This is a genomic window from Alkalicoccobacillus murimartini (genome assembly GCF_030813245.1).
GTDB lineage: Bacteria > Bacillota > Bacilli > Bacillales > Bacillaceae_D > Alkalicoccobacillus > Alkalicoccobacillus murimartini.
In genome coordinates this window covers 378,986-401,077 of sequence record NZ_JAUSUA010000002.1, presented here as the reverse complement: position 1 = coordinate 401,077, position 22,092 = coordinate 378,986, and the positions used below count along the sequence as shown (strand labels likewise).

Here is a 22,092-nt window from a genome sequence, read left to right as displayed (position 1 = left end):
GAGTTTTGTATGAAAAAGATTGTCAGTATATTTGTTGTCTTTTTTCTATTGTTCAACCTTTTGTCACCATATGCTGCGCTTGCGGAATCTGCAGGGTCAAATGCCCCTGTAGAATTTGAAGAGCCATTAACTATTGAAGATGATACATATGAGCTTGAACATGTAAATTCTTGTTTAGTAGATCTTCTGGATCGAGAAGAGCTGGATGAAGCGGATCTAGAAGATTTTGACTTTGATCTTCTTGGCTTAACTGAAGAAGAAGAAGGCACCTTTAAAGATTGTATTTCCTTACTTTTATTAGATGAGGAATCAGCAAACGAAGAAATGGTGACTGAAGAGGAAGCAGTGGAAGAAGCTGTGACTGAAGAGGAAGCAGTGGAAGAAGCTGTGACTGAAGAAGAAGCAGTGGAAGAAGCTGTGACTGAAGAGGAAGCAGTGGAAGAAGCTGTGACTGAAGAAGAAGCAGTGGAAGAAGCTGTGACTGAAGAAGAAGCAGAAGACGTTCAAATGTTTAGTCTGTTTTCTATGAAAGCAACTAATACGCCAGTAATGAAATCAACGAGTAGACTTGGACACTTATATAGAAGTGCAACAGTATATAAAAATTTAGGAGATTCTACAACCTTAAATTTATCTTCTTTACTTGATACTGTGTATTACATTAAACAAGAAGCTGCTTATGATGGAAGCACGTACTACTTAATTAGTACGCAACCAAGTGCTACAAATGGAACAGTTGGATGGGTGAAGAGCTCGGATATACGCTCTTATGCTCATACTACTGCGGACAAAAAAAGCAAAACGTTTTATGTAAAAGAGTCAGGTAAGGCCTACACTAAAGCGTGGGGTGGCTCGAAGGATGAAGTGCATAGTAATCTTTCAAGCCAAAAGGGTCAGCAATTTAACGTTCACCTTACTGAAAATGTAGGAAATGATGTATGGTACCGTGGAACATTAAATAATCGTACTGTATTTATCAAAAGTACTGACGTAGATAGTAAACCAGTTATCACTGAGAAGTCTACAAGTCAATTAGGACATCTTTATAGAGGGGCAACGGTATACAAAGATTTAGGTGGTAGTACCTTAAACTTAGCTCCTTTGCTTGATACAGTATACTATATCAAACGAGAAGCATCGTATATTGGAAGTACGTATTACTTAATTAGTACGCAACCAAGTGCTACAAATGGAACAGTTGGATGGGTGAAGAGCTCAGATATACGCTCTTATGCTCATACTACTGCGGACAAGAAAAGCAAAACGTTTTATGTAAAAGGGTCAGGTAAGGCCTATACTAAAGCGTGGGGTGGCTCGAAGGATGAAGTGCATAGTAATCTTTCAAGCCAAAAGGGTCATCAATTTAACGTTCACCTTACTGAAAATGTAGGAAATGATGTATGGTACCGTGGAACATTAAATAATCGTACTGTATTTATCAAAAGTACTGACGTAGATAGTAAACCAGTTATCACTGAGAAGTCTACAAGTCAATTAGGACATCTTTATAGAGGGGCAACGGTATACAAAGATTTAGGTGGTAGTACCTTAAACTTAGCTCCTTTGCTTGATACAGTATACTATATCAAACGAGAAGCATCGTATATTGGAAGTACGTATTACTTAATTAGTACGCAACCAAGTGCTACAAATGGAACAGTTGGATGGGTAAAAAGCTCAGATATACGCTCTTATGCTCACACTACAACGGATAAGAAACAACAAACGTTTTATGTGAATGGGACTGGCAGAGCTTTAACAAAAGCATGGGGTGGCTCTAGAGACCTCGTGTATAATTTATCTAACTATCGAAACCAAGCATTTAAAACGCATTTAACTGAGAAGGTTGGAAACGACACTTGGTACCGTGGGACTTTAAATAATCGTACGGTTTGGATTATTGAAAGTGATCTATCTAGTAATATAGACACAAAAACAAACTACAACTTAACACTAGACCAAGCAGCAAACATGCAGTATGGAGCAAATGCTCAAACAGATCGTTACACTCAATACGTTCATAAAGATTTTGTCCGTAGAAGTGGAAATAACTACGTTGTTAATGCGAGTACATTAAATGTACGTAGTGGTCCAGGAACAAACTATGCAGTTGTGGACACATTAAATAATGGACAAAGACTATCTATTCGCCGTTTGACTGGTGACTGGTATCAATTGTTCTGGGTAAATGCAACAAAGAAAGATATTATCTACTATTTGGATCCTAATAACTTTATCAATGATAAGGTTCAACAGTTCCAATTCCTTGATCTAGCCAAAACAAGTGGTGTGACTGAGACAGCTCTGAACAACTACTTACGAGGTAAAGGAACGTTATCAGGACAAGGTAAAGCATTTATTGATGCAGGACGTATTCACGGTATTAATGAAATTTACCTTCTCTCTCATGCGTTGCTAGAGACAGGAAATGGTGGCTCTACTCTTGCTAGAGGTGTTAATTACAAAGGAGTCACTGTCTATAACATGTACGGAATTGGTGCAAGAGATCATTGTCCAATTGAATGTGGTTCACAGTATGCATATGAACAAGGCTGGACAACACCATACAAATCCATTGTTGGTGGAGCGGCGTTTATTGGGAATAGCTACGTCAAATCAGGACAAAATTCACTTTACAAAATGCGCTGGAATCCAGATGGAATGGTTCGAAATGGACGTGCCACTCACCAATATGCAACCGATATTGGCTGGGCATCTAAACAAGTGCATAGCATGTACAATCTCTATCAAGGAATTGGCTCGTACACGTTGAGCCTGGATATTCCGGTTTACAGATAGATAATACTTTCAAACTCCGACTAACTAGTCGGAGTTTTTTTATTGAATTAACAAACTAGCATTTTTTGAAGGGTACCCCTTTGACAAACAGTGCGTTGTTGATAAGTCCCGCCCTCATATCCGTACTTTGGTTGCGTTATAAAACGTCTAAATAAAAAATAATGATAAAAAAGTCACATTTTTGTTCGTTATAATGAATTTATTTTCTGATTTTAGTTGTACATTCAAAAATCGTGCTTTATAATGAACGGAAGTAAGTTCTTAGTAAAGAACGAAAAAACCTTAATTTCTTTATTTTAGTTTCGGTCATCTCTTCCTGACCCGTTATCGTCGGAAGAACTCGATTGTTCTGTGGGTTTTGGCCTTAGGCGCAAGTCGCCAGTGGAGCATTGTGAGGGGAGGTTAAATGCCTCAGAGGGAAACCTCATGAATATGGATTCGAATGGGTAAGCAGGGGCTTTCGAAGGTGAGAGTCTGCTTATCCATTTGCAAGTGATTAAAGAGATGAGGTGATCTTAGACGTGTCAGCTTAGTTAAAGGGCAAGCCCAAGTGTGGGATCGGTCTATTTTTTTGTTTTATCGTTCTTATTAAAGAACGAACCTTTCTAAACTGATTCATTGGAGGAGAGATATGAGCGTATCTAAAGGGACAACTGTAGGTACTTCTAATGTAAGTATGGATCAACAAATGGATCACCGGGGGTATTTAGTACTGAAGCGAATGATAGACGTTGTGGGGGCCTTTCTGGGAATTATATTAACATCGCCATTTTGTTTAATCATAGCTCTTTCGTATTTCTTTGAGGAAAAGAAGGGGTCTATCTTTTTTAAACAGATGCGTGTCGGTAAGAACGGTAAGCTGTTCTATATCTATAAATTTCGTTCGATGGTGTTAGATGCAGAAGAGAAGTTGTTAGCAGACCCATTGCTATATAAGAGATATGTGGAAAATAACTATAAGCTGGAACCGCATGAGGATCCACGTGTTACAAGGATGGGATCGTTTTTGCGTAAGACAAGCTTAGATGAGTTACCTCAACTGATAAATGTATTGAAGGGTGAAATGAGTTTGGTTGGTCCAAGGCCGGTTGTGCAGGATGAATTAAAAGAATACCAAGAGAAAGTACAGGAATTTTTGTCAGTTAAACCTGGAGTAACGGGTTTCTGGCAAGTAAGTGGACGAAGTGAAGTGGTTTATCCTGAACGTGTAAATGTAGAACTTTATTATGTGAAGAATCGAAGTATAAGTCTTGATACCTTGATCATTTTCAGAACAGTTTGGAAAGTCTTGCTTCGTAATGGAGCTTATTGATGAGGCGGGGGAGAGCTATGGGCAAAACCATCACGATTGATGTACGCATGATTCATCATTCAGGAATCGGTACATATATACGAAATATTGTTCCGTATGTTCTTGAATCTCCATTTGTGGTCAGGTTACTTGGAGATCCTGAAGAAATAAAGCGATTAGGGTGGGACTCGTTCCCTGGTGTCAGCGTGTTGCCAACAACAGAGCCTATCTATTCCATTGGAGAGCAATTGCGCATTCCGGGCAGGATATCTAGTTCATCTGATCTGTTATGGGTACCACATTTTAATATTCCCATTGCCTACAAAGGAAGGTTGCTTGTTACGGTGCATGATGCCTTCCATTTGGCTATGCCACAGCTATTAGAGGGTCATTTAAAGAAAATGTATTCTCGGTTTTTGTTTAAACGTGTGGGGAAAAAAGCAGACCGGGTCATTACCGTATCAAACTTTTCTAAACAGGAGCTGCATCAGCATTTAGGTGAAGATATGAACGTCTCAACAATATATAACGGTGTGGCTAAGGATTGGTTTGCCAGTGAGTTTGCCGAGGTTAATGAGAAGAAACCATACATTGTGTATGTAGGCAATGTAAAACCGCATAAAAACTTGCGCGTTCTATTAAATGCATTCTCTAGAGTCGTAGATCAAATTCCACACAACCTTGTCATTGTCGGAAAGAAGGAAGGGTTTGTGTCAGGTGATAATCAGTTCTTGGAACAGTCGGAAGCTTTAGGTGAACGGATTTCTTTTACCGGTTATGTCTCTGATGAAGTTCTAAAGAGTTATATTCACCATGCGGAGGTATTGGTTTTCCCGTCTTTATATGAGGGATTTGGCTTGCCGCCCTTAGAGGCAATGGCATGCGGGACACCCGTACTGGTATCAACGGCTGCTTCTATTCCAGAGGTATGCGAAGAGGGAGCGGTTTACTTTAACCCGCATGATGACCGCGAGTTAAGTGAGCGGTTAGTGATGTTATTACAGGATGAATCGATGAAACGAGAGATGGTCAAAAGAGGGAAAGAACAAGTGCAACAGTTTACATGGAGTCGCAGTGCAAAGGAACATCTGAGAATCATTGAGGAGCTGATAGCAACATGAAGGTCGCGATTGTTCACGATTGGTTGGTGAGTTATGCAGGTTCAGAGAAAGTACTGGAGGCATTATTATGTATCTACCCGGATGCGGATTTGTTTAGCACGGTAGATTTTTTGGAGAAAGGAAAGCGGGACTTTATCCTAGATAAGCCGGTGCAGACAACCTTTATTCAAAAGCTTCCTTTCTCTAAAAAGAAGTATCGTCAGTATTTGCCTTTGATGCCACTTGCTATTGAGCAGCTCGACGTATCCGAATATGATGTGGTGATTTCGAGCTCACATGCTGTAGCTAAGGGAGTCATTACAGGTCCTGATCAGCTGCATATCTCCTATATCCATTCACCTATTCGTTACGCATGGGATCTTCAGCACCAGTATCTTAAGGAATCAAATTTGAACAAAGGGCTAAAAGGAATGGTTGCAAAATCCATTCTTCACTATATGAGGATGTGGGATTATCGGACGTCTAACAGCGTCGATCATTTTCTTGCGAACTCCTCATTTATTGGCAATCGAATCAAAAAAGTGTATCAGCGAAGCTCCAAAGTGATCTATCCGCCTGTAGATGTGTCTGCATTTGCATTAAAGAAACAAAAAGAAAACTTCTATCTTACGGCTTCACGAATGGTCCCTTATAAGAAGATGGACTTAATTGTACAGGCGTTTGCTGGAATGCCAGACAAGCAGCTGTTTGTAATAGGTGATGGTCCTGATATGGAGAAAATAAAAAAGAGTGTTACTCCCAATGTGACGTTGCTTGGGTATCAATCGTTTGAGAAATTAATTGATTATATGCAAAGGGCAAAAGCGTTTGTATTTGCGGCAGAAGAAGACTTTGGTATTACGCCAGTAGAGGCTCAAGCGTGTGGAACACCAGTCATTGCGTACGGAAAAGGTGGAGCACTTGAAACCGTAAGAGGTCTAGATCAAGAGAAAGCTACAGGGATCTTTTTTGATAGGCAAGACACCGATTCCATTCAAAAAGCGGTACGCACATTCGAGGAACTCTGCTCAATATTTGAACCAGAGCAAACAAGAGAACATGCCTTACAATTTTCACCTGAGAACTTTAAAAGCCAATTTGAGCAGTATGTTGTCGATGAATACAAAAAATTTGGATAGGAGTGAGCGGGTTGAATATTGTTCTTTTATCTGGCGGTTCTGGAAAACGACTCTGGCCCTTATCCAATGACACACGATCAAAGCAATTCCTCAAAGTTTTAAAGGATGAAGAAGGTCATCAGATCTCAATGGTTCAGAGGGTATGGAAACAGTTGAAAAACGTGAAATTAGATCAACACTCCGTTATTGCAACGGGTAAGTCACAGGTGGATATGATTGATAATCAACTTGGAAGAGAAATTGACGTGGTGGTTGAACCAGAGCGAAGAGATACATTTCCTGCTATCGCACTTGCTGCAGTCTATTTGTATTCAGTTCGTGGCGTTTCATTAGATGAAGTGGTAGCCGTGTTACCAGTTGATTCGTATGTGGAGGATGGGTTCTTTAAGAAGGTTAAAGAAATGGAGTCAGCCTTGAACGATAGTGAGGCTAATATTGCTTTGCTTGGTGTTAAACCTACGTACCCTTCTGAAAAATATGGCTACATCGTTCCGGAGAAGCTGACTGGTGACTCCTATTCAGTTGTTAGCCATTTCAAGGAAAAACCAAAACAGAAAGAAGCAAGTCAGCTTATAAAGGAGCATGCTCTGTGGAATTGTGGGGTAGTGGCTTTTAAGCTTGATTATATGATCACATGGTTGACTGAAGCGGGCTTGCCAATTTCCTATGACTCTCTCTCATTAAATTATACTAAACTTGAGAAAATTAGTTTTGACTATGCAGTGTTGGAACAAGAAAAAAATGTCATTACCTTGTCCTACCAAGGCACATGGAAGGATCTTGGTACATGGAATACGTTAACAGAAGAGATGAGCTCATCTCTGGTTGGAAAAGGCATTATTGGCGACGATTGCGCCAACACTCACCTTATTAATGAACTCGACATTCCTGTAGCTGTTATGGGAATGAAAGATACGTTAGTTGCTGCGAGTCCGGACGGTATCTTGGTATCTAGTAAACAGGCGAGTCCAGGAGTTAAAGAGTTAACAGCCGCATTTGAAGGTAGGCCGATGTATGAGGAACGGCGCTGGGGTTGGTATCGCGTCATCGATTATAGCAAGCTAGCTGACGGTAATGAGGTGCTGACCAAACGAATTGGGATCGCATCAGGGAAAAGCATCAGCTATCAGGTTCACCATCGACGAAGCGAGGTGTGGACCATCATCCAAGGTGAGGGCGAATGCGTCTTAAATGATCTGTTATTTCCAGTGAAAGCAGGCGATGTTCTACAGATTCCATTAGGTGCTAAACACGCGATAAGAGCGAATTCGGACTTAGAGTTTATCGAGGTGCAGACAGGGTCCGAGCTCATTGAAGAAGATATTGTTAGGATTCGAATGACCTGGGAAGAAGTGGAGCAGCTGTTGATTGCAAAAGCACATTCTTAAGTGATAAACACCCATGTAATCACTGCATAAGATAAGATCACATACCAATAAAGTAGAAATAGGGGGCTGGTGTATATGAAAGGTGTTATCTTAGCAGGAGGAACAGGGACACGGCTTTATCCATTGACTGCGTGTATGAACAAACATTTACTTCCAGTTGGGCGATATCCAATGATCATGCACGGATTGGCACGACTTAAAGAAGCGAGAATCAAGGAGGTTTTAGTTGTAGTTGGTAAGCAACATGCGGGAGTTATGCTTGAATTGCTTGGAAGTGGGGAGCAACTCGGATTACAAGTAACCTATCGTGTGCAAGAGACATCCGGTGGAATAGCAGATGCCCTGCGTTTAGCCAAAGGGTTTGCTGGTGGAGACAACGTAACAGTTTTACTCGGAGACAACATTTTTACCTATTCATTAAAACAAGCCGTTAGTCGATTTGAAGAACAACAACTTGGAGCAAAGGTATTTTTGAAGGAAGTGCAAGATCCATCTCGATTTGGCGTTCCTTCATTTGAAGATGGACGGATTCACTCAATTGAGGAAAAGCCAGTTAAGCCGCAGTCAAATTATGCGGTGACCGGTATATATATGTATAGTCCATCTGTCTTCTCCATTATTGATACGATTAAGCCATCCGGACGTGGAGAATTAGAAATTACCGATGTAAATAATAATTACTTATCTATGTCGCAGCTGGACTATGAATATATAGAAGGAGATTGGGTGGATGCGGGTACTCACCATTCATTGGCAAGAGCACAGGAGATAACAAAGCATATTCAGCTAGATGAAATCTTTAGTAACAAGCAATGTTTGCTCTCACATAAAGTGCTGACAAATGGTTAGAGGAGGCGAGTCATGAACATTACAGAGCTTGCACTCGAAGGAGTAAAATTGATTGAGCCCGTTGTTTATCAGGACTCTCGTGGATTTTTTACTGAGAGCTATCAGCGGTCGGCTTGGAAGAAAGCAGGGATTGAGGAAGAATTCATCCAAGATAATCATTCACTTTCAATGGAAACGGGAGTTATTCGTGGCCTACACTTTCAAATTGGTGATGCAGCGCAGTCAAAGCTTGTTCGTGTACTTGCAGGGTCTATTTACGATGTCGTAGTTGATATTAGGCCAGACTCGCCAACATTCACTGAATGGGTAGCTGTAACGATTCGTTCGGAGGATCATAAACAACTACTTGTGCCAAAAGGTTTTGCTCATGGATTTTGTACATTAGAGCCATATACGCAGGTTTTCTATAAGGTCGATCAATTGTATAATCGAGAAAAAGAGAGAGGTATATACTGGTCTGATCCTGCAATAGGGATAAAATGGCCTGTTAATACGCCCATCCTCTCAACAAAAGATGAGCAACTGCCTAATTTAGAATCGGTTTTACTAGAGATATATGAAAAGGAAGGGATCTTATGAAACTATTAATAACTGGAGGAGCGGGTTTTATTGGGAGTCACTTTGTCCGTTATATCCTAAAAGAATATCCTACTTACCACGTTGTAAATGTGGACGCTCTAACGTATGCAGGTAATTTAGCAAACCTTAACTCTGTAGCTGATTCGGATCGGTACACATTTGTTCACGCTGATATTTGTGACCGCACCAAATTAGATCAGGTGCTCTTCGAAACTGGTGTGGATGCTGTAGTACATTTTGCGGCAGAATCTCATGTGGACCGTAGTATTGCATCACCGGGGAAATTTGTTGAAACGAATGTTCTTGGTACGCAGAATTTGCTTGAGAGTGCGAGACTTCATGGTGTAGGAACGTTTATTCATATCTCAACAGATGAGGTCTATGGTTCACTTGGTGCAACGGGCTATTTTACTGAGGACACACCGCTTGCTCCTAATAGCCCATATGCAGCAAGCAAGGCGAGCTCTGATTTGTTTGTCAGATCCTATTTTGAAACATATGGCATGGATACGCGAATTACACGATGCTCGAATAATTATGGACCCAATCAATATCCAGAAAAACTCATTCCTTTAAGTATTGAACGTGCGCTTCGAGGATTGCCGGTACCTCTTTATGGAGATGGACAAAATGTTCGCGATTGGTTACACGTCTATGACCATTGCACAGCAATTGATGCCGTGCTTCACCATGCCAAGCCAGGCTCTGTCTATAATATTGGAGCAAATAATGAATGGAATAATGAGGACCTTTTGAAAAAAATCTTTACGATTCTCGACATGCCTACAAGTCAAATTGTCCCTGTGCGTGATCGATTAGGACACGACAGGAGATATGCAATCGATGCCACTAGTATCAAGAAAAATTTAGGTTGGTCGCCAACCTATTCATTTGAGGATGGGTTAAAAGAAACCATTGACTGGTTTGCTAATCAAATACAGAATCAACCTTTAGGAAGGTAGAGTCCAATGACTCAGTCAGTTGCTATTATTCTGCTTAATTGGAACAGCTATAAGGACACTAAGGAGTGTATGGAATCACTAGAGCTCCTTGATTATGCTACCTATCACGTCTATGTGGTTGATAATGCTTCAACTGATGGATCAGCTGAAAGGTTAAAAAAGGACGATCAAGAGGCTCTTTATTCTTTTGAATGGACCTTTCTTGCCTCCCCAAGAAATCTAGGGTTTGCTGGTGGGAACAATATTGCGATTAAGCAAGCAAGTATTGAAGGGTTTGATTTTATATGGTTACTAAATAATGATACGGAGGTAGAAGCTCAATCTCTCTCAACACTAGTTGAGCCCATGCTAGTAGATCATACGATAGGTATTACCGGATCTAAAATCTATTTTGCAAATAGTGATGTTATATGGTTCGCTGGAGGCAAAATTAATGCACGTAACGGAGCGCATGCACATATCGGAATGAGAAAAAAAGATCAAGGTCAATTCGATCAGAAAAAGGATGTAAACTACATCGTTGGCTGTAGCTTGCTCATTCGCTCAGAAATTGTTCAGGAAATTGGTGTTTTGGAGGAAGACTATTTTCTCTATTATGAGGATGTTGATTGGAATCTGCGTGCACTTGAAAAAGGATGGAGGATTCAATATATACCGACCTCCATCATTTGGCACAAAGTGTCTCAATCAATCAAAAGCTCAGAACTGTCTGCTCTATCAACCTATTATATCATTCGGAATGCCTATGTTATGGCCGTGAAATTTCATGAAAAACCTTTTCAAGTAAGGGCATGCTTAAGACTGGGTCGTAATATTATCTGGTATCATCTCAAGATCATTATACGTAAACAGGATCATAAACGAAGACGTAGTGCGTTAATTTTTGCTGCGGCTGGTGATGCTTTGAAGGGGAAAACTGGTCAATTTGTACAACAAAAAACAAAAATGAGGACAACCTATGGCACAAGAAAATCCAGTTAATGGGATGAATGTATTAAAACAAAAACTACTATCTGGTGGCATATGGGCTTTCCTTGGTAAGGCATCTACTGCAGTCATGGTATTAGTTGTGAACGGTTTAATTACTAGAATACTTGAACCAGCTGATGCGGGACTGTATTTCCTTGGATTTAATATTGCTCTATTTGGTGGATATTTTGGGTTATTAGGATTGGAACAAACCTCTGTGAAATTTATCGCAGAAGGGCTAGAGAATCAAAAGTATAAACAGGTTCTATCTGTCATTCGAAGGACAAGTTTTTTTGTCGCGTGTGGCACACTTGTTGTAGGGGGTTGCTATTATTTGGCAGCCGTTTTTTTGTTTGGTCCAATGTATCCAAACTCAGAGATAACAGGACTTTCGGCTTTTATTGCTTTATGGATTGCAGGGAATGTCTTTCACTTACTCCTAGCAGAGTATTTTAGAGGGCTTCATGACATTCGCCTTGCTTCCATATTTGGAGGATTTCTTTTTAATCTAACATTAATTTTCGGTTTGTTGTTACTCCAAGTGTTTTCTCAAGGCCCTATCCTTATTACGAACGTCCTGTCAGTAACTATTAGTTCACTGGCTTTTTCCATTGTGCTTGGCTGGATTATTCTTCTACTGAAATTGAGAGCTGTTAAAAAACAACCGGTTCAGAATACAACGATTGTTTCTAATCGTGTTCTATATTCAACTGGTTGGCCAATTCTTGGTGTCACGCTTAGTAGCTTTATCTTGCAGCAGTCAGACTTATGGATTGTTGGGATCGTAGAAAATGCTCATACAGTAGCGTTATACGGAGCAGCCTTAAAGTTAACGGCTGTGGTGATGATGCCAATCATAGTGTTAAATGCAGTGATTGCGCCGATTGTTGCTGCTAAAAATGGCCAAGGGAAACTACGCGAACTTGAGCCCGTACTTAGGCTTGTAGGTGGCATAGTCACACTGCCATCATTAATGCTTGTGGTATTGTTCTTTTTCTTTGCTGAACAGATTATGTCGATTGCGTTTGGTTCAATCTACGGTGGTGCTTCTCTATTTCTCGTTCTTTTAAGCTTAAAGCAATTGGCCATTGTGTGGAATGGCGCCTGTGGAATTATCATGATGATGGCTGATCAACATAAGAAACTAATGAAAATCTCTGTTGTCACAGGTATATTAGCTTTAATTTTCACGATTGTATTTGGTTTATTTTTTGGTGGTGTGGGTGTAGCGGTAGGATCGCTGTTAGCCAATGTTATATGCCAGGTATGGATGTGGAAGGTTGTGGGTTCTACTATGAATCTAAGAACGGATGCTAGTTTTAAAGCTATTTATGATCTCATCAAATCACGTAACCCTAATCTGAAGGCTAGTCAACAAAAAGCCAACTAAATACTAAAAGGAGGCAGGAATTGTGGAAACTAAACAAGTGAAGGTTGCTATAACAGGAACTGGTTTTATTGCAAGTGGTCTAGTAGCAGCAATAAATGCAGCACCTGATCTAATGGTGCATAAGGTTTTAACAAGACGAAAATTAGAAAATATATCAATGATTCCTGCTGAGTATCTAACGCACTCGATCTCAGAGTTTCTGCAAGGTGCTGATTTGGTGGTCGAATGTAGCGGAGATGTTCATCACGGAACGGAGGTTATTTTGGAAGCTTTCTCGAAAGCACTTCCTGTAGTAACCATGAACGCGGAGCTCCAAGTCACAACCGGCTCGTATTTATCTCAGTGCGGCTACTTGACGGAGGCGGAAGGAGACCAACCTGGAAGTCTAGCGGCTTTGGCAGAAAATGCAGTTGCGATGGGATTTTCCCCGCTTGTTTACGGAAACATTAAAGGGTTTCTAAATCTAAATCCATCAATTGAAGAGATGCGTTATTGGTCCAAACGAAACGGACTTTCACTACAGATGGTAACTTCCTTTACTGATGGAACTAAAGTTCAAATCGAACAAGCATTAGTGGCAAATGGATTGGGTGCGGATATTGTTACGAGAGGCTTAAAAGGAATAGCGGCAGATTCTTTGGAAATTGGTGCGAATCAACTCGCAGAGGCGGCAACTGAATATGGGCAGCCAATTAGTGATTATCTTCTGTGTCCAAGTGGTCCTCCAGGTGTCTTTTTAACAGGTACACATCAGTCTGAACAAGCGGCTGCTCTAGAATATTTTAAAATGGGACAAGGGCCATATTATACCCTCACGCAGCCTTTTCATCTTTGTCATTTAGAGATTCTCAAAACTATCCGTCGGGTTCATCGCGGAGAATCGGTTTTATTGAATAATGGAGCGACCCCTCGGGTGGGAGTGGCAGCTGTAAGCAAACGTAACTTAAACCCAGAAGAGGTCATTCCAAAAGGTATTGGTAGCTTTCAAGTTAGAGGCGAGGTTGTATGTTTAGATCAGGAACCTGATCATATTCCAATTGGTTTATTACGGAATGCTGTGTTGAAACGGCAAGTAGAAGAAGGCAAAATTCTAACGATGGATGATGTAGAGTTAGAGGAATCGGCTGCAACAAGAGCCTGGTTTGCTTCAGTAGGAGGTAATCCTAACGAAGCAACCGTATAAAGGCGAAAATGAATTTTTAAAAAGGGGAATGGCCAATCCAACACGAATAATTACTTAGAGAGCTAGGGGGTCAGTTATGAATACATTAGCCTTAGATCGAAGACACACCGTCATTCCCTCCTTATTATTCATTATTATGATCGCACTAACGGTTTCCTCTGACTTATTCTTAGTTTTTAATGTGGGAGGTTTTGCGCTTCGGTTTCCACAGCTAATCACGATCATACTAGCAGCATGGTGGATCTGTTCTACCTTACAGGTAGGCGTTATCAAGATTCCGCTTGGAGGTTTGTATCTAATTCTATGGTCACTCGTTATACTTGCTACGATTCCGAATACAACCTTTCTAACTAGAAGCTTGGGTTATGCATTTTGGCTCATATTAAATATTTTGCTGATCTTTGCTGTAGTCTATTTTGTGAATACAGAAAACAAGGCGCGTACCCTTTATAGGTGGTATCTGTACTCCTTTGTGGCTGTTTCGTTATTTGGCATTATTCAATTTATGTTGCCGATTGTAGGGTTACCAGCGCCTTATATTACGCAATGGTGGACGGATGGTATTCCCCGTGTGAACGGCTTTTCTTATGAACCTTCATATTACGCTACGTACCTCATTACCGGATGGGTTATGGTGTTTTATCTTATGTTTGATGCCAGGTCAAGGGTGTTCTCGAAGCGTACCATTTTTGTTTTTTTAAGCATTATGACCCTGGCTCTTTTACTAAGTTCATCGAGAATGGGTATTTTAGTGATGGGAGTATGGTTTGGACGATATGGTCTCTTATTTATAAAGGGAATCATTACAAACAAAGTCCATGTTAAACACTTTCTTATTGTTGCTGTAGCCTCCTTTCTTGGCATTGGTTTGGTTGGGGGACTTGTCTTATCAGGAGATACAACATTACTTGCTGGTACAGGTCTTGGTGGCACTCCAGCACACTCAGTTGACATTAGAAGCACAGATCTAGAGGATACAATTAATGTGATTAAACAAAATCCAATCTATGGTGTGAGCTTAGGAGGAGTGGCACCTGCAATTGGAGCAACATACGGACTTAATATAACGGATCAAGAGATGGCCAAGGAATACGAGGGCCTTGCTGTTTTTGTTGAAGTGCTTGCTGCAAGCGGAGTGATCGGCTTTATCCCGTTTGCCCTGTATATATTTACGATCATCTACCGTCCATTTAGAAGAGCGGCTTTTATACAAAACCTTGCCCAAAAAGACATGTTACGTTCTATGACGTATGCTCTGATGTGTCTTCTTCTCATCCTACAGTTGAATCAAAATATCTTGCGCCCGTATCTGTGGTTTCATATTGCTTGTTTATGTGCCATTTATGCCGTAGCAAAAGGTGGAGGTGGAGCAGGTGATGCAACAAAAAAGACCGCTTAAATTTCTATTAATTACACTTATTGTGCTATCACTTCTGATTGGTATTGTTATCTATATTTTGGTGCAGAGAGGCACGGTGTATGAAAGGATCTCAATGACAGATGGATTAGGTATTAATATTCATGAAGTATCGGCAAACGAAATTGAGTTGCTTGCCGAGCTTGGTGTAACCTGGGTGCGAATTGATTTAACCTGGGAACGAATTGAAACCGAGCCAGGTGACTACGAATATAGTGAAACTAACTACGACGAACTAGCTGAAGCTATTGAAGCAAACGGGATGCAACCCTACTTTATCTTAAGCTACGGAAACCCACTCTATAGTGGAGATCAATCCATAGAAACAAGTGCCGGACAAGACCATTTTGCTTCGTTTGTCAGAGAAACAGTCCAGCGATACAAAGGAATGGGAGGCGTATGGGAAATATGGAACGAACCAAATTATGACGAACATTGGTTAACCGAACCGACCTATGAACCTTACGCAGATCTTGTACATAAAGCAGCTCCTATTATAAAAGACATAGACCCTACGGCTACAGTAGCCGGTCCAGCTATGCTGAATCTAAATGGGGACTCCCTTGTTTGGATGGAAGAACTCTTTAAACGAGATGTCTTAGAATATCTTGATGCCATTTCCGTCCACCCGTATCGGCACACTCCTCCAGAAACAGTTTCAGGAGACTATGAGATGTTACGAGAACTTATTGATCAATATACAGAACGTGAGGATGTGGAGATTTTCTCTGGAGAATGGGGCTACTCACTCACCTCATTACCCGATGATGTAAACGAACATCAAGCAAATTACCTTGTCCGTATGATGCTCGTGAACGAAATGAATGACATCCCAATCAGTATCTGGTACGGTCTTCGAGACAACGGCACAGACTGGACAAACGAACTCCACCACTTCGGATTAATGGACGCACAATCCCAACAAAAACCCGCCTATACCTCATTTAATACATTTATAGACCTTTTCACTGACTATCAATATCAAAAAAGGTGGGAAACCCACGATGAGGTGTACGCCCTGGAATTCAAAAATCCAAACGCTGGAAGCCTCTATGCCCTCTGGACAACCTCCGACCAAACTCAATCACTAACCCTCCCACTCGAAGCCGGAATTGGAACAATCATGACAATCAGCGGACAGGAAGAGGCTGTGGAATGGACAGAAGAAGGATTCAATCTAGATGTGAGCGGAAGTCCAGTATACCTGATGGTGGAGGAATAGTGATGAGTGCGTCTTGGTTAAGTGAGTAGGGGTCTGGATGAATGTAGGTTTGTTCGTGGAGAGAATTTGTGGTTCTTGGTAAAAATAGAGCGTTCTTAACGAATTTCTGCTGATCTTGAAAAGAAGCGTGCGCCTCTTGATAAGACCTAAAACATCAATTTGGAGCATGGAAATGGACATTTTTATGCCTAAAGTCATGCCCTCTATCGGTAAATCATGCGGGGAGCTGGATGACATGCACATGCGTCTTGATCCCAGGGCCTTCTTCTTGATATTAATAGCACCTATCTGGGTAGATATAAGATAGTTCTTGAAGAAGGGCATCGTGTCTTGCTAAAAATAGAGCGGTCTTGATGCATAGGGCATTCGTCTTGGTGCGACAGTCTGCGCCTTGCTAAATCCCCACACATCTTGGTAAGTAGCATAATCCTCTTATTAAGTCTCCAAACCCCCTATCCAAAATGTGAAAATGATATATCTCGGGTCCTTCTAATAATAAAAGAACCCAAGAGTTACATCACTCTCAGGTTCTTTGCTTGATTAAGTTAATCGATATTGAAAGCGTGCGCCTAGTTCTTGCACGGTGGCGTAGCAGGTGACGCCTGTTGCTGGGAATTTTGTGTTTTGTATTGTCAAATGTCCTCCTGATACAGTGAATGTTGGTGCACCGAATCCTGCGTTGTTAAAGGCTTTATTTGTCGCGAGAATGCTGACAGATCCTGAATTAGAGTGAGGGTCTGTATAGAGATTCAGTGTATAGCTATATTCATAGTTATTGGCAAATACGATTAGATTAATAATGCCTACAACATTATGGTCTACGCGTAATAGTTGAGTACTTCCTGTAGTGAGGGTTTTCTCAATTACATATGGACTGCGTTGCTTGGTGGCGCTTCCATCTTGGTTTAGCTGGAGCCTGTCACAATAGATAGCTTTTCCGAGTTTGGCGTGACGGTTATGATCGTGTACCATGAAGTTGCCTAGCAAATAAAGGCTATTGCCAGAAGAGGAAACTAGCTCAAATGAATCGTAATCACTTGGGTTCATTACTTCAATCATGATTGTTCCAGAAAAGTTCGAGATTACTTCTCCGCTATTTTCGATGATTGGTGCAGCACTTCTAGTCCAAATCTGGCAGGATAATGGTGAATTATAGGGAAAGCACCCTGGACCAATTTTAATTGCCGGATCGGTTGCACTTGGTCGTTTGTTGATCGTACTATCGCTAATGCCTGATCCATGAAAACTGCGTACCCCATTCGTCTGTTTAAATTCAATAGCTACATCACAGCTCTCAGCAAAATCACATTTTTCTACGATTACAAATTCTGTGAACCCTGTTTCGTTATGAAACACAACGCCCGTTCGACACTGCTCGAATCGACAGTGCTTAATATGGAAGCCGCAGACATCAGCTGCTTCTATGGCTACAGCGAGGTTATTTCCTCTAAATCCAATATGTTCGATTACGCCTCCAGAAAACTGACCACTTCCACCTTTTACTTTAAAAACAGCTTTTCCTTCAGGCAAGTCACTAAAATCAATGATCGTTGATTTGAATCCTCTTCCGGTAATCATTGGTTTATGAAAGGATTGTGGAAATACAAGGGTGTCCGTAATTTTTAAAACTTTGGCAGGTAAAAAGCAGTGAAGATGGCCATTATTAACAGTGTCATTAATCATGCTTTGAAGGGCAGCCGTGTCATCTCCACCTATTCCGATTTCACCGTATTGACTAGCATTTACTGAACCATCTAGTACTATATGCGCGTCATCATCATCTTCTCCAATTGCTTCAATCACTTGATTGATATGGCTTAGATAGTGAGCGGTGTCTTCCTCTAGACGACTTTGTACGGTATGAGAGAAGCGTTGCAACTCCTGCTCGAGTAATTGTTGAATACGTTCAACGGTCTGCTTTTTTTGATCTGACATAGGACCCCACCTTTCAAGATAAGAAGTGCTTATATTTTTATCGTATGACTTAGTAGGACAAGTGGTGTGGGTAAACAACCGAAATAATGGGATTCATCATAAGAGATCTCGAAAACTATGTAAATCCAAATAGAATGGCTCAGATCAGTCTCTCTTGGGGTATATTCATAAGTACCAAGGAGGCGTTAATGATGAATCGCGAAAAAGGTTTTGCTCGAGGGCTTTTTTGGGGCATCCTTATCAACATCCCGCTTTGGGCTTTAATTATTGGTACCGTTGATTGGGTTGTTTCATAACCTGAGAAGGCTTAAATAAACGTTTGTTTAATGTTTACAAGATGTATTTGGATCTGATAAATGAATAAAAAACAGCAAGTCGATGGGTCAGGGCCTTTTTCACAGCAGTTATGAAATTGTGCCCGCAAAATCAGAGTGGCAGACATGATCTGCCACTCTTTTTTGGTGTTTTTTCTACATTAAAAAGAGGCGTAAGCTGTGATAAAAAATAAAATATTTTACTAAACGACAATTTTGTTTATAATGAGAGGAGAAAAATGAGCGGATAGTGGGGTGTTTAGATGGCAGTGACGATACAAGATATTGCGAACCGAGTAGGGATGTCGATAGCGACAGTTTCAAGGGTGCTAAATAGAGATCCAAATCTATCCGTGACTGATAAGACAAGAGAAAAGATCTATGAAGCTGCAGAACAATTAGGTTATAAGAAGAAGTCTTTTAAACACTCATTGAAAAAAGTGGCTTTTTTGTACTGGTTTACTGAGCGAGAGGAACTTGAGGATGTGTATTATCAAGATATTAGAGAGGGCATTAGCGAACAAGCCGAGACACGCAGCCTAAATGTAAGCGTATATACCATTGAAGATGGTTTAGACGCGGTAGATCCTCAAGCGGACGGAATTATTGCGATTGGACGCTTTACTACGGAAGAACTCGATCGCTTATATACGATAACAGAAAATGTGGTGTTTATTGATTCTTCGCCAGACGAAGAGCGATTTGATTCAGTAAAGCCCAATTTAAAACATATCATTGAGAAGATGGTGGAGTTTTATGTGAGGAATCAGCATGTCTCGATTGGGTTTATTGGCGGAGTGGATCTAGATTTAGATCATCGTAAAACACTCACTGATATTCGAGAAACAGCTTTCCGTCAACATGCCAATAGGTTAGATGTTCTAAAGGAGAATGCCATTTATATTGCGGAGCGTTTTTCCGTTGAAGAAGGTTATAAGATGATGCAGCGGGCTATTGAGGAGCACGGGGAGAACTTACCTACTGCCTTTTGTGTTGCAAGTGACACATTGGCATTGGGCTGTCTTCAGGCTTTGAATGAACGAGGCTTTGATCTGCCGAGTCGGGTGAATGTGTTTAGTATAAATGATAGTCATGTCTCAAAATATGTGTCTCCACCTTTAACGACCTATCGGATTCATACAAACTTGCTTTGCGAAACAGCAGTAGATTTAATGATGGAGAGGTTAGTTGATAAACGAAAGATATCGAAAACGGTTTATGTTTCCTCTACTCCAATCTATCGCAAAAGCACAAAAGAGATCGTTAAATAAGGATTGAAGCCACCTTCCTATAGGGTGGCTTTTTTTAAAGTTCTACAAGTAAAAAATTTTACTTAAAATATTTAATAAAAGATGTTTACTAAAGGAATGAAACTTGATATTCTAATGATAAGTAAGCGGTTTCTTTTATTGTGTAGTTTTATATATCCTAAATAGGCAAATACCATTACTTTATATAAAGGAAGTGTTTATATGCGTTATCCATTAGTACATAAGAATGTTAAAGGCTTTATGCATGGTGGGGACTATAATCCGGATCAATGGCTACATATGCCAGAAGTGATTGAAGAAGACTATCGTTTAATGAAACTAGCAAATACGAATACGTTTTCTCTAAATATATTCGGATGGAGTGCGATTGAACGTACAGAAGGAGAGTTTACGTTTGGATGGTTAGATGACATCATGGATCGCTTGGCTGAAGAAAATTGCCACGTCATCCTCGCTACTCCAAGTGGAGCTCGTCCAGCATGGCTTTCGCAAACATATCCTGAAGTACTAAGAGTAGAAGCGAACCGAGTACGTAATTTGCATGGACTTAGACATAATCACTGCTTCACTTCTCCTGTTTATAGAGAAAAGGTTCGAATCATGAATGAGAAGTTGGCGGAGCGTTATGCCAGTCACCCGGCATTAATAATGTGGCATCTTTCTAATGAATATGGTGGAGAATGTCATTGCGATCTTTGCCAGGATGCTTTCCGCACATGGTTAAAGAAAAAGTACAAAAATGATCTAGAGATGCTTAATCAAGCATGGTGGACAGGTTTTTGGAGCCATACATATTCGGATTGGTCGCAAATTGAATCACCTGCACCACATGGAGAGAATATGGTCCACGGCATGAACCTGGATTGGAGAAGGTTTGTGAATGATCAAACGATAGACTTCTATAAGCAGGAAATTGTCCCGTTACGTGAAGTAGACCCAAGTATTCCAGTGACGACAAACTTTATGGGGAATTACCCTCATATGAGACCATTTCTAGGGTTAGATTATGAGAAGTTCGCGAAAGAATTGGATGTTGTGACATGGGATAGCTATCCAGCATGGCATTATGATAAACAAAGCACTACACATCTTGCATCCGACGTTGGTTTTGTACACGACGTATTCCGTTCATTAAAGGATGGTCAGCCATTTTTAATTATGGAAAATACGCCAAGTTTGGTTAACTGGCATGATACGAATAAAGCCAAGGAAGAAGGCGTGCATGCTTTATCTGCCATACAAGCTGTTGCTCACGGAGCTGACTCCATTCTTTATTTCCAATGGAGAAAAGGACGTGGAGCATCTGAGAAATTCCACGGTGCTGTTGTCGATCATTCAGGTTCTGAGAAAGCTCGAGTATTTCAAGAAGTAGCTGAGCTTGGAGATCAACTGAATAAGATTGAACCCATTGCGGGAACATCCGTTGCACCTGAAGTCGCCATTATTTTTGATTGGGAGAATCACTGGGCTATTGACGATGCTCAAGCCTTAAGCAATGTGAACAAAAAATATTCAGAACAGTGTCAGGCTCATTACCATAGTTTCTGGAAGCAAGGCGTACCAGTAGACGTCATTGGCATGGAGAAGGACTTTTCTAAGTATAAAATCCTAGTTGGACCGATGCTCTATATGGTGAAGCCAGGCGTAGCCGAACGCATTGAAGCGTTTGTAGAAGCAGGCGGAACGTTTGTCGCGACTTATTGGAGCGGAGTCGTAGATGAGAACGATCTTTGTTTCTTAGGAGGATTTCCTGGTCCGTTGAAGAATCTACTAGGTGTATGGGCAGAAGAGATTGATAGTTTGTATCCTGACCATGATGTAGTCTTGTCGTCAGCTGGTAAAACGTATAAGGTTACAGAATATTGTGAGCGTGTACATGTAGAAGGCGCAGAGGTTTTGGCTCGTTTTGAGACGGGAGGCTATAAAGAACGTCCGGCTGTAACAGTCAATAAAGCAGGTGCCGGAAAAGCCTATTATATCGCTTCTTCTAATGAGCAGTCCTTTTATGATGATTTTTATCAAGGACAAGTAGAGGAGCTGGGTCTAACGAGAGTCTTGCAGACAACAATTCCTGAAGGGGTTAGCGTTCAGATGCGAACGGACGGAGAGACTGATTATGTCTTTGTGATGAACTTCAGTGAAGAGACGAAGCAGCTTGATCTAAGTGATGGCTCAAGTTATACAAATGTACTAACGGATGAAACACAAACCGGGGCTGTAACATTAGATCCTTACAAATATCTAATTCTATCCAGATAGAACAGGAGTCTGCGGGAGTGATGGT

The 22,092-nt window shown here is 40.9% G+C and carries 16 protein-coding genes; 15 read left to right on the top strand and 1 reads right to left on the bottom strand.

The features are described from left to right. Positions 1-9 precede the first annotated feature (9 nt). From J2S05_RS08490 to J2S05_RS08430, 13 genes are all read left to right on the top strand, one after another. A complete protein-coding gene (locus J2S05_RS08490; RefSeq protein WP_306981806.1) occupies positions 10-2,799 on the top strand; it encodes an N-acetylglucosaminidase in 2,790 nt (929 codons plus the stop codon). A gap of 676 nt (positions 2,800-3,475) precedes the next feature. Further along, entirely contained in the window at positions 3,476-4,111 is a 636-nt protein-coding gene (locus J2S05_RS08485; RefSeq protein WP_306982660.1) for a sugar transferase, read from the top strand. Positions 4,112-4,128: 17 nt separating this feature from the next. Then, the gene (locus J2S05_RS08480) at positions 4,129-5,211 is read left to right on the top strand and encodes a glycosyltransferase family 4 protein (protein WP_306981803.1); all 1,083 of its coding nucleotides are present in this window, start codon (positions 4,129-4,131) and stop codon (positions 5,209-5,211) included. Continuing rightward, the gene (locus J2S05_RS08475; protein ID WP_306981801.1) at positions 5,208-6,329 is read left to right on the top strand and encodes a glycosyltransferase family 4 protein; all 1,122 of its coding nucleotides are present in this window, start codon (positions 5,208-5,210) and stop codon (positions 6,327-6,329) included. The genes J2S05_RS08480 and J2S05_RS08475 overlap by 4 nt, the downstream gene beginning before the upstream one ends. Before the next feature lie 11 nt (positions 6,330-6,340). Further along, complete coding sequence (locus tag J2S05_RS08470) at positions 6,341-7,717, top strand: sugar phosphate nucleotidyltransferase (RefSeq protein WP_306981800.1); 1,377 nt, start codon at positions 6,341-6,343, stop codon at positions 7,715-7,717. A 75-nt stretch (positions 7,718-7,792) separates the two neighbouring features. Continuing rightward, positions 7,793-8,566, top strand: coding sequence for a sugar phosphate nucleotidyltransferase (locus J2S05_RS08465; protein WP_306981798.1), 774 nt, complete (start codon positions 7,793-7,795; stop codon positions 8,564-8,566). 12 nt (positions 8,567-8,578) lie between these two features. Continuing rightward, positions 8,579-9,145: a dTDP-4-dehydrorhamnose 3,5-epimerase gene (gene rfbC / locus J2S05_RS08460; RefSeq protein ID WP_306981796.1), complete on the top strand. Its 567-nt coding sequence runs from the start codon at positions 8,579-8,581 to the stop codon at positions 9,143-9,145. After that, the gene (gene rfbB / locus J2S05_RS08455; protein ID WP_306981794.1) at positions 9,142-10,107 is read left to right on the top strand and encodes a dTDP-glucose 4,6-dehydratase; all 966 of its coding nucleotides are present in this window, start codon (positions 9,142-9,144) and stop codon (positions 10,105-10,107) included. The genes rfbC and rfbB overlap by 4 nt, the downstream gene beginning before the upstream one ends. A gap of 6 nt (positions 10,108-10,113) precedes the next feature. Next, positions 10,114-11,088: a glycosyltransferase family 2 protein gene (locus tag J2S05_RS08450; protein ID WP_306981793.1), complete on the top strand. Its 975-nt coding sequence runs from the start codon at positions 10,114-10,116 to the stop codon at positions 11,086-11,088. Continuing rightward, complete coding sequence (locus tag J2S05_RS08445; RefSeq protein ID WP_306981790.1) at positions 11,066-12,466, top strand: lipopolysaccharide biosynthesis protein; 1,401 nt, start codon at positions 11,066-11,068, stop codon at positions 12,464-12,466. Before J2S05_RS08450 ends, J2S05_RS08445 begins: the two co-directional genes overlap by 23 nt. A gap of 22 nt (positions 12,467-12,488) precedes the next feature. Further along, positions 12,489-13,649: an NAD(P)-dependent oxidoreductase gene (locus J2S05_RS08440; RefSeq protein ID WP_306981788.1), complete on the top strand. Its 1,161-nt coding sequence runs from the start codon at positions 12,489-12,491 to the stop codon at positions 13,647-13,649. A gap of 76 nt (positions 13,650-13,725) precedes the next feature. Continuing rightward, positions 13,726-15,048: an O-antigen ligase family protein gene (locus J2S05_RS08435; RefSeq protein WP_306981787.1), complete on the top strand. Its 1,323-nt coding sequence runs from the start codon at positions 13,726-13,728 to the stop codon at positions 15,046-15,048. Then, on the top strand, positions 15,026-16,288 hold the full coding sequence (locus J2S05_RS08430) for a cellulase family glycosylhydrolase (protein WP_306981785.1): 1,263 nt from the start codon (positions 15,026-15,028) through the stop codon (positions 16,286-16,288). Before J2S05_RS08435 ends, J2S05_RS08430 begins: the two co-directional genes overlap by 23 nt. Positions 16,289-16,828: 540 nt before the next feature. Here J2S05_RS08430 and J2S05_RS08425 read toward each other — a convergent pair. Further along, the gene (locus J2S05_RS08425; RefSeq protein WP_306981783.1) at positions 16,829-18,223 is read right to left on the bottom strand and encodes a hypothetical protein; all 1,395 of its coding nucleotides are present in this window, start codon (positions 18,221-18,223) and stop codon (positions 16,829-16,831) included. A 577-nt stretch (positions 18,224-18,800) separates the two neighbouring features. Between J2S05_RS08425 and J2S05_RS08420 the strand changes: the two genes are divergently transcribed. Both J2S05_RS08420 and J2S05_RS08415 read left to right on the top strand, forming a co-directional pair. After that, positions 18,801-19,808 (top strand): LacI family DNA-binding transcriptional regulator, encoded by a 1,008-nt coding sequence (locus tag J2S05_RS08420; protein WP_306981781.1) that lies wholly within the window; start codon positions 18,801-18,803, stop codon positions 19,806-19,808. A 201-nt stretch (positions 19,809-20,009) separates the two neighbouring features. Further along, positions 20,010-22,067 carry a beta-galactosidase gene (locus tag J2S05_RS08415; RefSeq protein WP_306981778.1) on the top strand — a complete coding sequence of 686 codons (2,058 nt, stop codon included), beginning with the start codon at positions 20,010-20,012 and terminating at the stop codon, positions 22,065-22,067. Positions 22,068-22,092 lie beyond the last annotated feature (25 nt).